12 protein-coding genes and 1 pseudogene are annotated in these 14,214 nt (G+C 66.8%); 3 read left to right on the top strand and 10 right to left on the bottom strand.

What is annotated here, in order from left to right:
* Positions 1-82 precede the first annotated feature (82 nt).
* Together metH and Atro_RS01485 are read left to right on the top strand one after the other, a co-directional pair.
* Positions 83-3,775 carry a methionine synthase gene (metH, locus tag Atro_RS01490; RefSeq protein ID WP_497926127.1) on the top strand — a complete coding sequence of 1,231 codons (3,693 nt, stop codon included), beginning with the start codon at positions 83-85 and terminating at the stop codon, positions 3,773-3,775.
* A gap of 40 nt (positions 3,776-3,815) precedes the next feature.
* Positions 3,816-4,136: a DUF5629 family protein gene (locus Atro_RS01485; RefSeq protein WP_497926126.1), complete on the top strand. Its 321-nt coding sequence runs from the start codon at positions 3,816-3,818 to the stop codon at positions 4,134-4,136.
* Between the two features lie 89 nt (positions 4,137-4,225).
* Here Atro_RS01485 and nudC read toward each other — a convergent pair whose 3' ends face one another.
* Together nudC and Atro_RS01475 are read right to left on the bottom strand one after the other, a co-directional pair.
* A complete protein-coding gene (gene nudC / locus Atro_RS01480; RefSeq protein ID WP_497927736.1) occupies positions 4,226-5,056 on the bottom strand; it encodes an NAD(+) diphosphatase in 831 nt (276 codons plus the stop codon).
* A 288-nt stretch (positions 5,057-5,344) separates the two neighbouring features.
* Positions 5,345-6,952, bottom strand: coding sequence for a VRR-NUC domain-containing protein (locus tag Atro_RS01475; protein ID WP_497927735.1), 1,608 nt, complete (start codon positions 6,950-6,952; stop codon positions 5,345-5,347).
* A 207-nt stretch (positions 6,953-7,159) separates the two neighbouring features.
* Here Atro_RS01475 and Atro_RS01470 point away from each other — a divergent pair, with 207 nt between their 5' ends.
* Entirely contained in the window at positions 7,160-7,966 is an 807-nt protein-coding gene (locus Atro_RS01470; RefSeq protein WP_497926125.1) for a c-type cytochrome, read from the top strand.
* Between the two features lie 75 nt (positions 7,967-8,041).
* On the opposite strand, the gene Atro_RS01465 is transcribed toward Atro_RS01470, so the two are convergent.
* The 8 genes and pseudogenes from Atro_RS01465 to aroC form a co-directional block, all read right to left on the bottom strand.
* Positions 8,042-8,380 carry a ribonuclease E inhibitor RraB gene (locus tag Atro_RS01465; protein ID WP_497926124.1) on the bottom strand — a complete coding sequence of 113 codons (339 nt, stop codon included), beginning with the start codon at positions 8,378-8,380 and terminating at the stop codon, positions 8,042-8,044.
* Between the two features lie 232 nt (positions 8,381-8,612).
* Positions 8,613-9,458: pseudogene (gene speE / locus Atro_RS01460) on the bottom strand (polyamine aminopropyltransferase); the annotation flags it as partial.
* Positions 9,459-9,707: 249 nt separating this feature from the next.
* A complete protein-coding gene (locus Atro_RS01455) occupies positions 9,708-9,908 on the bottom strand; it encodes a PLDc N-terminal domain-containing protein (protein WP_497926123.1) in 201 nt (66 codons plus the stop codon).
* Between the two features lie 70 nt (positions 9,909-9,978).
* Positions 9,979-10,662 carry an acireductone synthase gene (gene mtnC, locus Atro_RS01450; RefSeq protein WP_497926122.1) on the bottom strand — a complete coding sequence of 228 codons (684 nt, stop codon included), beginning with the start codon at positions 10,660-10,662 and terminating at the stop codon, positions 9,979-9,981.
* A 1-nt stretch (position 10,663) separates the two neighbouring features.
* The gene (locus Atro_RS01445; protein ID WP_497926121.1) at positions 10,664-11,209 is read right to left on the bottom strand and encodes a 1,2-dihydroxy-3-keto-5-methylthiopentene dioxygenase; all 546 of its coding nucleotides are present in this window, start codon (positions 11,207-11,209) and stop codon (positions 10,664-10,666) included.
* A 58-nt stretch (positions 11,210-11,267) separates the two neighbouring features.
* The gene (locus Atro_RS01440; RefSeq protein ID WP_497926120.1) at positions 11,268-11,888 is read right to left on the bottom strand and encodes a methylthioribulose 1-phosphate dehydratase; all 621 of its coding nucleotides are present in this window, start codon (positions 11,886-11,888) and stop codon (positions 11,268-11,270) included.
* Positions 11,885-13,036: an MFS transporter gene (locus Atro_RS01435; protein WP_497926119.1), complete on the bottom strand. Its 1,152-nt coding sequence runs from the start codon at positions 13,034-13,036 to the stop codon at positions 11,885-11,887. Before Atro_RS01435 ends, Atro_RS01440 begins: the two co-directional genes overlap by 4 nt.
* A gap of 85 nt (positions 13,037-13,121) precedes the next feature.
* Positions 13,122-14,213, bottom strand: coding sequence for a chorismate synthase (gene aroC / locus Atro_RS01430; protein ID WP_497926118.1), 1,092 nt, complete (start codon positions 14,211-14,213; stop codon positions 13,122-13,124).
* Between the last annotated feature and the right edge of the window lies 1 nt (position 14,214).

The raw sequence follows: 14,214 nt of genomic DNA, 5'->3' as shown, positions 1-14,214 counted from the left end.
CAAACCCTCGGCCGCCGCGAAAGCCATGCAGCTTTGCTATTATCTGCAGCCTTTCCCCCGGCTTTACCCAGGTATTTCGTTCATGTCCGACCGCGCCGCCCGTCTCCAGGCCCTCCAGCAAGCCCTCAAGGAACGCATCCTGATCCTCGACGGCGGCATGGGCACCATGATCCAGAGCTACAAGCTGGAGGAATCCGACTACCGCGGCACGCGCTTCGCCGACTGGCCGCAGGACGTCAAGGGCAACAACGACCTGCTGCTGCTGACCCGCCCGGACGTGATCCAGGCCATCGAACAGGCCTATTTGGATGCCGGCGCCGACATCCTCGAGACCAATACCTTCAACGCCACCCGCGTGTCGCAGGCCGACTACGGCATGGAAGAGCTGGTCTACGAGCTGAACGTCGAGGGCGCACGCCTGGCCCGCCAGGTGGCCGACACCAAGACCGCCGAGAACCCGGCCAGGCCGCGCTTCGTCGCCGGGGTGATCGGCCCGACCAGCCGCACCTGCTCGATCTCCCCGGACGTCAACAACCCGGGCTATCGCAACGTCACCTTCGACGAACTGGTGGAGAACTACACCGAGGCCACCCGCGGCCTGATCGAGGGCGGCGCCGACCTGATCCTGATCGAAACCATCTTCGACACCCTCAACGCCAAGGCGGCGATCTACGCCGTGCAGCAGGTGTTCGAGGAAGACGGCGTTTCACTGCCGATCATGATCTCCGGCACCATCACCGACGCCTCCGGCCGCACCCTGTCTGGGCAGACCACCGAGGCGTTCTGGAACTCGGTGCGCCACGCCCAGCCGATTTCCGTGGGCCTCAACTGCGCCCTCGGCGCCAAGGATCTGCGCCCGTACCTGGAGGAGCTGGCGACCAAGGCCGAGACAAACGTCTCCGCCCACCCCAACGCCGGCCTGCCCAATGCCTTCGGCGAGTACGACGAAACGCCCGCGGAGATGGCCAAGGTGGTCGAGGAATTCGCCGCCAGCGGTTTTCTGAACATCGTCGGCGGCTGCTGCGGCACCACCCCGCCGCACATCCGGGCGATCGCCGAGGCGGTGGCCAAGTACCCGCCGCGCGCTATCCCGGAGATTCCCAAGGCCTGCCGCCTATCGGGCCTGGAGCCGTTCACCATCGATCGCCAGTCGCTGTTCGTGAACGTCGGCGAGCGCACCAACATCACCGGCTCCGCCAAGTTCGCCCGGCTGATCCGCGAGGAGAACTACGCGGAAGCCCTGGACGTGGCCCGCCAGCAGGTGGAAGCCGGCGCCCAGGTGATCGACATCAACATGGACGAGGGCATGCTGGATTCGAAGGCGGCGATGGTCACCTTCCTCAACCTGATCGCCTCCGAGCCGGACATCTCCCGCGTGCCGATCATGATCGACTCTTCCAAGTGGGAAGTGATCGAGGCGGGCCTGAAATGCATCCAGGGCAAGGGCATCGTCAACTCCATCTCCATGAAGGAAGGCGTCGAGCCCTTCAAGCACCACGCCCACCTGTGCAAGCGCTACGGCGCCGCGGTGGTGGTGATGGCTTTCGACGAGGTCGGCCAGGCCGACACCGCCGCGCGCAAGCGCGAGATCTGCCAGCGCTCCTACGACATCCTGGTCAACGAGGTGGGCTTCCCGCCGGAAGACATCATCTTCGACCCGAACATCTTCGCCGTGGCCACCGGCATCGAGGAGCACAACAACTACGCGGTGGACTTCATCGAGGCCTGCGCCTACATCCGCGACCACCTCCCCTATGCCCTGTCCTCGGGCGGGGTGTCCAACGTGTCCTTCTCGTTCCGCGGCAACAACCCGGTGCGCGAGGCGATCCACTCGGTCTTCCTCTACCACGCCATCCGCAACGGCCTGACCATGGGCATCGTCAACGCCGGCCAGCTGGAGATCTACGATGAGATCCCGGCCGAGCTGCGCGAGAAGGTCGAGGACGTGGTGCTCAACCGCCACCCCGGCGCCACCGAGGCGCTGCTGGCCATCGCCGACCAGTACCGCGGCGACGGCGCGGCCAAGGAGGCGGAAACCGAGGAGTGGCGCTCGCTGCCGGTCGACAAGCGCCTCGAGCACGCGCTGGTCAAGGGCATCACCACCTACATCGTCGAGGACACCGAGGCGTGCCGCCAGCAGTGCGCACGGCCCATCGAGGTCATCGAAGGCCCGCTGATGAGCGGCATGAACGTGGTCGGCGACCTGTTCGGCGCCGGCAAGATGTTCCTGCCCCAGGTGGTGAAATCCGCCCGGGTGATGAAGCAGGCGGTGGCCCACCTGATCCCGTTCATCGAGGCGGAAAAGGGCGACAAGCCGGAAGCCAAGGGCAAGATCCTCATGGCCACGGTGAAGGGCGACGTGCACGACATCGGCAAGAACATCGTCGGCGTGGTGCTGGGCTGCAACGGCTACGACATCGTCGACCTCGGCGTGATGGTGCCGGCGGAGAAGATCCTGCAGACCGCCATCGCGGAGAAGTGCGACATCATCGGCCTGTCCGGGCTGATCACCCCGTCGCTGGACGAGATGGTCCACGTCGCCAAGGAAATGCAGCGCCAGGGCTTCGCCCTGCCGCTGATGATCGGCGGCGCCACCACCTCCAAGGCGCACACTGCGGTGAAGATCGAGCCGCAGTACGGCAACGACGCGGTGGTCTACGTCACCGACGCCTCGCGCGCCGTCGGCGTGGCCACCACCCTGCTGTCCAAGGAGCTCAAGCCGGCCTACGTGGCCAAGCTGCGCGAGGAATACGCCGAGGTGCGCGAGCGCACCGCCAACCGCAGCGCCCGCGCCGAGCGCCTGTCCTATGCCCAGGCCGTGGCCAACAAGCCGCCGCTCGACTGGACCGGCTACCAGCCGCCGAAGCCGGGCTTCACCGGCGTCAGGGTGCTGGAAGACATCGACCTCGCGGTGCTCGCCGAGTACATCGACTGGACGCCCTTCTTCATGTCCTGGGACCTGGCCGGCAAGTACCCGCGCATCCTCACCGACGAGGTAGTCGGCGAGGCGGCGACCAACCTGTACAACGACGCCCAGGCCATGCTCAAGAAGCTGATCGACGAGAAGCTGATCAAGGCCAAGGCGGTATTCGGCTTCTGGCCAGCCAACCAGATCAACGACGACGACCTGGAAGTCTACGGCGACCACGGCGAGCGCCTGGCCACCCTGCACCACCTGCGCCAGCAGGCTGCCAAGCCCGACGGCAAGCCCAACTACTCGCTGGCCGACTTCGTCGCGCCGAAGGACTCGGGCGTCACCGACTACGTCGGCGGCTTCATCGTCACCGCCGGCATCGGCGCCGAGGAGCTGGCCAAGGCCTACCAGGACAAGGGCGACGACTACAACTCGATCATGGTCAAGGCGCTGGCCGACCGCCTCGCCGAAGCCTGCGCCGAATGGCTGCACGAGCGGGTGCGCAAGGAGCATTGGGGCTATGCGGCCGACGAGCAGCTTTCCAACGAAGAGCTGATCAAGGAGCAGTACAAGGGCATCCGCCCGGCCCCCGGCTACCCGGCCTGCCCGGACCACACCGAGAAGGCCAGCCTCTTCGCCCTGCTCGACCCGCAAGGCGCCAGCGGCGTGACCCTCACCGAACACTACGCCATGTTCCCCGCCGCGGCGGTGAGCGGCTGGTACTTCGCCCATCCCGAGGCGAAGTATTTCGCCGTGGGCAAGGTCGAGAAGGACCAGGTGGAAAGCTACAGCGAGCGCAAGGGGCAGGACCTGGCGGTGAGCGAACGCTGGCTGGCCCCGAATCTGGGTTACGAAGCCTGACCACACGAGGCGCGGTGCCCGTACCGCGCCAGGAGTTCATATGACCGACACCCCCTATCTGCTCGACCAGCTGGAAGCCGCCGACATGCTGGAGATCGACGGCCTCCACGCCAGCGACTTCAGCCTCGACGACGCCCTGCTGGACGAAGCCGACGCGGCCGCCAAGGCCGACCTGCCCTTCGCCAGCGAGGGCATCGTCCTGCGCATCGAAGCCCTCGACGGCCGCGAGCGCCGCCACTGGCAGTTCAGCTACAACCAGGTGATGGAAGCCGCCTACCAGCCTGCCGACGACAGCTGGCAACTGGAGGGCGGCCACCGGCTGAAATGCTTCGCCGCTATCAGCGCCGAGGGCGATGACTGAGGCGAAACGGTTCGCAGGCGCTCCGATCGTTTCCATGCTCCCGTGTGGGAACGCATTCAGATCCGTGAAGTCGAGATGGGCGTACCCACTCAGCCCGGCAAACCCGGCTCCACGAGCCCGAGGCGCTGCGCCCGGTAAAGCTCTATCAGATAACGGGCGATCGAGTAGTTCGAAGGCAGCGTCGGCAGATCGTCCAGACCGAACCAGCGGGCGTCCTCGATCTCTTCGGGCTGGAGCACGATTTCGCCGCCGGCGTATTCGGCGTGGAATCCCAGCATCAACGAATGGGGAAAAGGCCAGGACTGGCTGGCGATGTATCTCGGGTTGCGGATCTCGACACCCACCTCTTCCCGCACCTCGCGCGCGACGCATTGCTCGACGGTCTCGCCCGGCTCCACGAAACCGGCCAGCGTACTGTAGACGCCACTGGCGAAACGCGGCGAACGCGCCAGGAGCACCTGGTCGCCGTGCGTGACCAGCACGATCATGCTCGGCGACAGCTGCGGGTAGTAACTTGTCTCGCACGTCCGGCAGTGCATCGCACGCTCTCCCGTCAGCAGCAGGGTCCTCTCTCCGCAACTGCCGCAGAAACGATGCTGCCGGGCCCAGGTGCCGATCTGCGACGCATAGCCGAGCAACCTGAAGGTCTCGGGGTCGCTTTCGAGCATCAGTCGACGCAAGGTCTGCCAGGCGAAATCGGCGATCTCGACCGGGCTCTCCAGCTCGAACAGGTGAAGCGGCCGGTCATCGAACGTGCCGATCGCATGCTCGGCCAGCACCGGCAGCCCCTGCTCCCTCAACCAGCGATAGGAAAGCAGCGCTCCCTGCGAGCCGGCCAGGAAATGCTGTCGGCAATGCGCCAAGGCCATCCCGTCGGACGAGAGATCGACAGCGACGCCAGGAGTCCAGCGTGGGCTCATCATTTCAAAAGTTCCTCATGCCAGTTTCCGCGCTCGCTTGCAGGCGCCGGCAATCCGGATTTCAGGGGCAGCCCCCGGCCTGTGCGGGGCGGATACGAAGCGGGGTGCGGCGGGGTTTCTAGATCGAAGTGGACGCATCATGCGGCATCGCCACGGCCTCCGTCACCACTGCGAGCGGACATTTCCGATTGAAGCCTCTGCTGGGCCGGATGTTCGGCGCGCGGGCAATTGCATCCCACCGACCAAGATCGCTCGGGGCCGCTCCGGATCGAGGCACGTTCTGCAACGCTAATGTGCTGTCCCCGCCTCCGTCCAGCGTACATGGCACACCGCCACCGGCAGGTCATGGGCCAGCGCATAGTCCAGCCAGCGGCGCTGGTTGTCCTGCAGGCGATCGCCAGGTCCCTTCACCTCGATCATCCGGTAGCGCCGCTCGGCCGGCCAGAACTGGACGAGATCCGGCAGTCCCGAGCGGTTCGCCGGGATGTCGCACAGGATACGCGCGAAGAACAGTCGCAGGTGCGCTCCGGGAATGCAGGTCAGGGCCTGCTCCAGCAAGGCTTCGTCGAGCCGCTCCCAGGCGACGAAGGGCGACTGCAGGCCATGTTTCTCCCGGAAGGTGCGGCGGATCGCCCTGACATGCTCGTCGCGATCCAGAGCCTCCAGGCAGCGGGCGAAGCGATCGGCGCGGCGCACGAGGAAATCCGCACGGCCGAAATCGGCCGGGGCGCCGTGGAAGGGATGGAAGAAAGCCCCCGCCAGCGGGGCGAAGATCGCCTCCCAGCAGAGCAGGCCGAACAGCGAGCCGATCAGCGCGTTCTCCACATAATGAACCGGTGCTTGCGGCCGGCTCAGCCGCTCGCTCACCGCTTGCTCGACAGGACCCTCCGACCTCGGTAGAAGCAGATCGAGCCGTTCGCACGCGGCAGCCTTGCGGCGCGGTAGTGCCTCCAGTCCGAGCGTGCGGCGCAGGCGCGGCAGGATGCGCTCCAGTTGCTGGCTCTCCTCCTCGCTCTCGGGCGCGGCGGCGGCGGACAGGGCCAGCTCGAACGCCACGGTGGCTTGCCCATAACGCTCCAGCACCCGGATGGCCCTCTCCCGCGCGCCGGGATGGCGATTGCCGGCGTGCAGGCGCAGGGCCTCCGGCAGATTCCCTTCGCGCTCGAGCTGCCGGGCCAGTTGCAGCAGCAACTGGCCGCGCCGGCTCTCCAGCCAGGCATTGGCGTAGGGCGCAGGCGGCATGTCGGCCAATACCCCGCTGGCCGTCTCGCCGGCCTCGAAGCGCTCGCGGCAGCGCTGCAGGTGCAGGTAGGCGTCCACGTCCCCGCGGCTGTCGAACGCTCTCGAGGCCCGCGAAAAGGCCACCCGCTCGTAGCGGTGAATGCCCAGATCGGCGAGGACGAACTCGCTCCAGTCCTGGCGGAGATTGCCGAAGAACATCAGCCGCAGCCGCTCGCACAATTCGTCGACCCGCACCTGCAGCACCCGCTCGTCCAGTTGCGGACACCATTCGGCCAGCGGGCGCGCCGTCTCGTGCTGCGGACGCAGGCGCGCCAGCAATGCCGCCTTGCTCAGACTGGCCGGGAGGCCGAAGGCCCGGGCGATCTCGTCCTTGGTCAACAGGTCGAACAGTTCCTCGAGCCCGAGCTGGGGAGCATCGTCGACCCAGCCCAGCTCGATCAGCGGCCCTGCCGCCTGCAAGGGACAACCGATCTCTTCGTAGCGCAGCCTACCCGTGCGAAACCGCGTGCCCTTGCGCATCGTCATGCGCACCAGCAGGGCTCGCGAGGCGCGTGGCAGCTGCGCAAAGCCTTCGAGGAAGGCTCGCTCCGGCCCGTCGAGCAGATCGCCGTGGCAGCTACCTACCCAGTCGAGCACCTGCTGGAAATTCGCCAGGTAGTAGAAGGGATCGGCGAGGGACCGGGTAAGCCGGCATGAGGATCGGCCATGCGGTTCGAACGGCTCCGAAGTTTCTGTCTCTATCCGACGGCCGGCAGAAGGCCGCTATCATCTCGTTTGCCGGCAGCTCCGATTGCCGCTCATGCCCATCGAGCATACCGCCCCTTGCCTGCCGGAGACGGCTGCCACTTCAAGGATGTCCCCATGCGCCCTCTCGCCACTCTCGCCTTCCTGCTGATGGCCAGCCTGCCGCTGGCCGCCGCCGAGCTGAGCCTCGAATTGCCCGGCGGCACGCGCCGCTGGTCCAGCGCCGCGCTGCTCGCCCATCCGCAGACCCGCAGCCTGTCGATTCCCGCCGACCCCACCTACCGGCGGGACATGCATTATCGCGCACTGCCGCTGGTCGTGCTCCTGGAGGGCGTGGGGCCCGGCGATCACCTGCAGGCTCAGGCGCTGGACGGCTTCGCGGCCGAGCTGCCCACCGCTCCCCTGTTGCGCCAGGAGGGTGCCCGCGCCTGGCTGGCCATCGAGGACCCGGCCAACCCCTGGCCGGCACTGGGCGAAGGCAAACCCAGCGCCGGCCCCTTCTATCTGGTCTGGAGCGATCCCCAAGCGGGCGGCATCGGCCCCGAGCAGTGGCCCTTCCAGATCGCCCGGATTCGCCTCCTCGCTCCGCTCGCCGAGCGCTTCCCGGCACTTTTGCCGGCCGCCGACGCCGGTGCCGACGTTCAGGCCGGCTTCGCGCTGTTCCAGAAGCATTGCCTGGCCTGTCACCGCCTGAACGATCAGGGCGATGCGCGGTTCGGCCCGGATCTGAACCTGCCGTACAACCCCACCGAGTACTTTCACGAGGCCTTTCTGCGCCGCTACATTCGCGATCCGCAGACCTTGCGCCAGTGGCCGCAGGGGCGCATGCCGGGCTTTTCCGCGGAGGTGCTCGGCGAACGGGAACTGGATCGCCTGCTGGCCTACCTGCGCCACATGGCCGGGCGCAAGGCCACAGCCCCCTGAACGGGCGGGCAGGCACGGGAACACGTGGGGGAAGCGGGAGCACCGGCCGGAAACCGACCGGTGCGGAGGATCTACCTACGGATGGCTGGCTTCCTGGGTAACGCCCCAGCCATCGAGCACGCCGCCCAGGGGCAGCACCACGGACTCGAGGTCATGCTCGAAGGTGTCGATGCCGGCATAGGTGGCGTACATCACCTTGCTCACCTGCAGATGCCAGGCACCGTCGTCGCGAGCGGAAACCTCGGTCCTCAGGGATTCGCCACGAAACTTTCTAGCTGCCATGCGGGCCCGCTCCTCGTCGGGAAAGATGGCGTAGAACTCGATGGGATGGAAACGGGTGAAATCGAACCCGCCCTCCTTCATGCGGCGCAACACGACGCCGCTTACATCATCCGGGAAGGTGTTGTTACTCATGAAAACGACCCCCTCTCAATGATGAATCGATGGATAAAGATTATTGTCACGGGAGCCGGTCAGGAATACGGAAGGCGATCCAAGCGGTTCGCCATGCCTTTGTCCGGCATGAGAAGACACGGCAGCAAAAGTTCGCCGCCGTCCTCCTAGGATAGCTCCATCGCCGGCCATCGGCCCAGTGGTTCGGCAAGCCTTCCCGGCAAGGCGACGATGAGGGCTCAGCAGTTACGGGCTTGCCGATGGCCTGCAGCACGTACTGCGGCAGGGCGAAGGCGCCCTGATGGATTTCCGGGTTGTAGTAGCGGGTCACGATGCTGCTGCCGGCGAAACGCTGCTGCAGGATGTCCAGCGGCACCCGGCGCGAGGCGTCGTCGCAGGCCCCCCAGGCGAAGGTCATGGCACCGCCGATGTAGGTCGGCACCGCGGCCTGGTAGAAGTGCCAGTCGGCGAACAGGCCGTTCATCCGCTGCGCGGTGGTCTGCACTTCGCCCAGCTGCATGAAGGGCGTGCCGTTCTGGGTGACCAGGATGCCGCCATCGTTCAGGCAGCGCCGGCAGGCCTGGTAGAAGTTCTCCGAGAACAGCACCTCGCCCGGGCCGATGGGGTCGGTGGAGTCGGAGATGATGACATCGAATTTTTCCTCGGTGGTGGCGACGAAGCGCATGCCGTCGTCGATCACCAGGTTCAGGCGCGGGTCCTCGAAGGCGCCGCAGGAGTGGCCGGGCAGGAACTCCTTGCACATCTCCACCACGGTGGCGTCGATCTCGACCATGGTGATCTGCTCGACGCTGCGATGCCGGCACACCTCGCGCAGGATGCCGCCGTCGCCGCCGCCGACGATCAGCACGCGCCGCGCCGCGCCGTGGGCGAGGATCGGCACGTGGGCGAGCATCTCGTGGTAGATGAATTCGTCGGCCTCGGTGGTCTGGATCACCCCGTCCAGAGCCATCACCCGGCCCATCCGGACGTTCTCGAAGATCACCAGATGCTGATGCTCGGTACGGACCTCATGGAGCAGCTTGTCCATGCGAAAACGCTGGCCATAGCCGTCGTAGAGGGTTTCCTGATAGTCGCTCATGGCACTGTTCCCTGAAGCTGGCTGACTGGAGCGCGCGCACCGGGCTCTGCGGACCGGGCTTGCGCAAAGGCGCGCATTCTACGTTGGCCGGGATGACAGTTGGAACCTTGCGGCCCCGGCGCCGGTCTGCAGGGGGGCTTCCTTTCGAACCGAGCGGCTGCGCAGGAGCTGCCGGCCGGCGGGCAGCGCCTGGCAGCCGAGAGGCAGCGACGCGGCTCGGAGCGCTGGAGTCCGCCCAGAGCCGCCGGGTCAACGCAGACGGGCGCCGGTATCGTCGCTGCGCGGCCCCATCAGTACCCAGATGATCAAGCCGAGGACCGGCAGAACGGCGATCAGCAGCACCCAGAGCACTTTCTTGGTCGTGTCGGTTCGGCTGCGCACGACATGGACAATGGCCCAGATATCCAGCGCCAGAATGATCAGACTCAAAAGGCCGCGAAGGACATCCATCGGATGCACTCCTTTCCAGGATCGGTTACCCAGTTAGGATGGCACAGCCTGGCGTTGGTTCAGCCCCCATTCAAAAAGCCGCCGGATCGATCGCCGCGAAGCTGGCCACGTTCGGATGCCCGGCCAGCTCGCCGCCCTCGCGTGCCAAGCCGCAGGTGCGCAGGCCGGCCGCGCGGGCGGCGTCGAGCTCCTGCACCACGTCGGAGAGAAACAGGATCTCCCCCGCCGGCAGACCGATGGCCTCGGCGATGCGCGCATAGGACGCCGCGTCGCGCTTGGGCCCGCTGGTGGTGTCGAAGTAGCCGGAGAACAGCGGCGACAGGTCGCCGACCTCCGAGCAGCCGAAGATCAGCTGCTGCGCCTGGATCGAGCCGGAAGAGTAGACGTAGAGGCCATAGCCCTCGGCTTTCCAGCGCCGCAGCGCGGCCACGGCATCCGGATAGACATGCCCCTTGAGCTGACCGGCACGGTAGCCCTGCACCCAGACCATGCCCTGCAGCGCCTTGAGCGGCGTGGCCTTGCGGTCCTCGGCGATCCAGCCGAGCAGGATCTCGATGAGCCGCTCGACATCGGCGTCCGCCTCGCCACTCTCGGCGCGCACGGCAGCGAGCTGGGCGGCGACCCGTTCTTCGCCGGCATGCTCGCGGACGAACGCCGGCAGGTGCTCGCGGGCATAGGGGAACAGCACGTCGAAGACGAAGCTGACCGCGCTGGTGGTGCCCTCGATGTCGGTGAGAATGGCGCGGATCGGCATGTCAGTCCTCCAGCTCGGGAAAGCGGTGGGAAATGCTATCGCCGGTGAACTGGGCGACCCAGCCTTCCGGATTGTTGAACAGCCGGATGCAGACGAAGTGGGGGTGCTCGCCCATGTCGAACCAGTGGCGCGTGCCGGCCGGTACCGAAATCAGGTCGTTGCGCTCGCAGAGCACGGCGTACACCTCGTTGCCGACATGCAGCGAGAACAGCCCGCGACCGGCGACGAAGAAGCGCACCTCGTCCTCGCCGTGGGTGTGCTCGTCGAGGAACTTGGCGCGCAACTGGTCCTTCTGCGGATGCTTGTCGGTCAGGCTGACCACGTCGACGGCGACGTAGCCGCCCTCGGCCTTCAGCCGCTCGACCTGCGTGCGGTAGGCAGCGAGCACCTCCTCCTGGCCGGCGCCGGGAGCGATCGGCGCCTCGGCCTGCCAGCGCTCGAAACGCACGCCAACCTTGGCCAGCGTGGCGGCGATGTCCTCGCCATGGTTGAGGATCTTGTAGGGCTGGGCGGGATGGTCGTCGCGATAGACGCTCAGGGAACTCATGGGCAGATCTCCTTGTTCGTGGGGCCGGCCGGGCGGATCGCGCCGGAGGCCAGTCGGCTCAGACGCGCTGCAGGGCACGCATTTTCAGTTCGCAGTCGAAGAGGAACTCGAAAGCCTCCACCTGGCGCAGGGCATCACTCATGCTCGCGCCCCAGGTATAGAGGCCATGGCCGCGGATCAGGTAGCCGACGCAGTCGGGATGCTCGTCCAGCCAGGGCTGTATGCGGCCGGCCAGGCGGGCGATGTCCTGATCGTTGTCGAAGATCGGCACGCAGACCTGGCACTCGTGGGTGGTGATGCCGGCGAAGGCCTTCTGCAACTCGTAGTCGGCGAACACCAGGGAGTCGCTCAGGGCCAGCCGGGAGAGCACGGTGGCGTTCACCGAATGGGTGTGCAGCACCGCACCGATCTCCGCCCTCCAGGTGTACAGCTGGGTGTGCAGCAGAGTCTCGGCCGAGGGCTTCTTGCCCGGCTCCAGACTGTTGCCGGCCATGTCGGTGGCCAGCACGTCGTCCTCGCCGAGCTGGCCCTTGTGCTTGCCGGAAACGGTGAGCAGCGCCTCGCTGGGCGACAGCCGCGCCGAATAGTTGCTGCTGGTCGCCGGCGACCAGCCGCGGCCGTACAGGAAGCGCCCGGCCTCGATGATCTGCTGGGCAAGTTGTGCACGGGTCAGGCTCATGGCCTCTCCTCTCTCAAACGGGTGGCAATGATGACGGCAGCCGCCAGCGCCGCCAGGCTGGCCAGGGCGAAGGTCCAGGCCGGGCCGAGACTCGTCCAGCTGTAGCCGGAATACAGCGCCCCGAAGGCGCCGCCGACGCCCGACAGGGTCGCATACAGGGCCTGGCCCTGCCCCTGCTGGCGAGCACCGAAGCTGCGCTGCACGAAATGGATGGCCGAGGCATGGAAGCAGCCGAAGGTCGCCGCGTGCATCGCCTGGGCGAGCAGCAGGACGGGCAGGTGCCCGGCCAGATTGCCCAGCAGCAGCCAGCGCAGTGCGGCCAGCAGGAAGCTGGCCAGCAGCAGCTGGCGCAGGGAGAAACGGCGCAGCAGTGCCGGCATCGCCAGGAACAACAGGATCTCCGCCAGCACGCCCAGGGCCCAGAGCAGGCCGATCAGCCCGCGACCATAACCCAGGCTCTCCAGATGGATGCTGAGGAAGGTGTAGTAGGGGCCGTGGCTCAATTGCATCAGAGCGGCGCCGACATAGAAGGCCACTACCCCCGGACGGCACAGCTGGGCGAGGAAGCCGCCCTGTCCCTCCAGGCCCGCCCGCGGCTCCGGCTGGGCATTGGGCACCCAGCAACTGCCGAGGACGATGCCGCCCATGATCAGCACGATCACCCAGGGGAAGACGGCTAGGCCGACCCATTCGAACAGTTGGCCGAGCCCGACCACGGCGGCGATGAAACCGATGCTGCCCCACAGCCGCAACTGGCTGTAGCGTGCCGACTGTTCGCGCAGGTGGGCCAGGGTGATCACCTCGAACTGCGGCAGCACGGCATGCCAGAAGAAGGCATGCAGAGCCATCACCAACGCCAGCCAGGCATAGCTCTGGTCGACGAAGATCAGCGCGAAGGAGCCCAGGGTACAGACCGCGCCGAGCCGCACGATGGCCAGTCGCCGGCCGCTTCTATCGCCCAGCCAGCCCCACAGGTTCGGCGCCAGACAACGCATCAGCATGGGAATCGCCAGCAACTCGCCGATACGCGCGGCAGAAAAGCCCAGATGGTCGAAATACAGCGAGAAGAACGGCGCCGTCGCCCCGAGCAAAGCAAAGTAGAAGAAGTAGAAGCCGGAAAGGCGCCAGTAAGGCAATGCGGACGACATGTTCACTCGGCCGCCAGCGGGGTCGAGGTCCCGGGCGCCACCCAACGCCGGGTAGCGCAGCGATCCACCCGACCTGCGCGCAGGCTCACAGTTGCGGCAGCACCGGAGTCGTCACCTGCACTCCGGCATTCTGTGCCCGGTGGCGCAGCAGGTGATCCATCAGCACCAGCGCCGTCATCGCCTCGGCGATCGGCGTGGCGCGGATGCCGACGCAGGGATCGTGACGGCCCTTGGTGACCACCTCGACCGGATTGCCCTGAATGTCGATGGAGCGGCCGGGCGTGGTGATGCTGGAGGTCGGCTTGAGCGCCAGATGGGCGACGATCGGCTGGCCCGAGGAGATCCCGCCGAGGATGCCGCCGGCGTTGTTGGACAGGAAGCCGTCCGGGGTCAGCTCGTCGCGATGCTCGGTGCCGCGCTGGGCAATGCTGGCGAATCCGGCGCCGATCTCCACGCCCTTGACCGCGTTGATGCTCATCAGCGCATGGGCCAGCTCGGCATCGAGGCGGTCGAAGATCGGCTCGCCGAGCCCCGGCGGTACGCCTTCGGCAACCACGGTGATCTTGGCACCGACCGAATCCTCGTCCCGACGCAGCTGGTCCATGTAGGCCTCCAGCTCCGGCACCCTGTCCGGATCGGGGCTGAAGAAGGCGTTCTGCTCCACCGACTCCCAGGTCTTGAAGGGAATCTCGATCGGACCGAGCTGGCTCATGTAGCCGCGCACCACGATCCCCTGGGTTGCCAGGTACTTCTTGGCGATGGCCCCGGCCGCCACGCGCATGGCGGTTTCGCGCGCCGAGCTGCGGCCGCCGCCGCGGTAGTCGCGGATGCCGTACTTGTGGTGGTAGGTATAGTCGGCATGGGCCGGGCGGAACAGGTCCTTGATCGCCGAATAATCCTTGGATTTCTGGTCGGTGTTGCGGATCAGCAGGCCGATCGGGCAGCCGGTGGTCTTGCCCTCGAACACGCCGGAGAGGATTTCCACCGCGTCCTCCTCCTGGCGCTGGGTGGTGTGGCGGCTGGTGCCGGGCTTGCGCCGATCGAGGTCGCGCTGCAGATCGGTGGCCGCAAGCTCGAGCCCAGGCGGGCAGCCGTCGACGATGGCGACCAGGGCCGGGCCATGGCTTTCGCCGGCCGTGGTGACAGTGAACAGCTTGCCGTAGGTATTGCCGGACATG

The organism is Azotobacter tropicalis (assembly GCF_059739045.1).
This window is presented reverse-complemented; position numbering and strand designations above follow the sequence as displayed.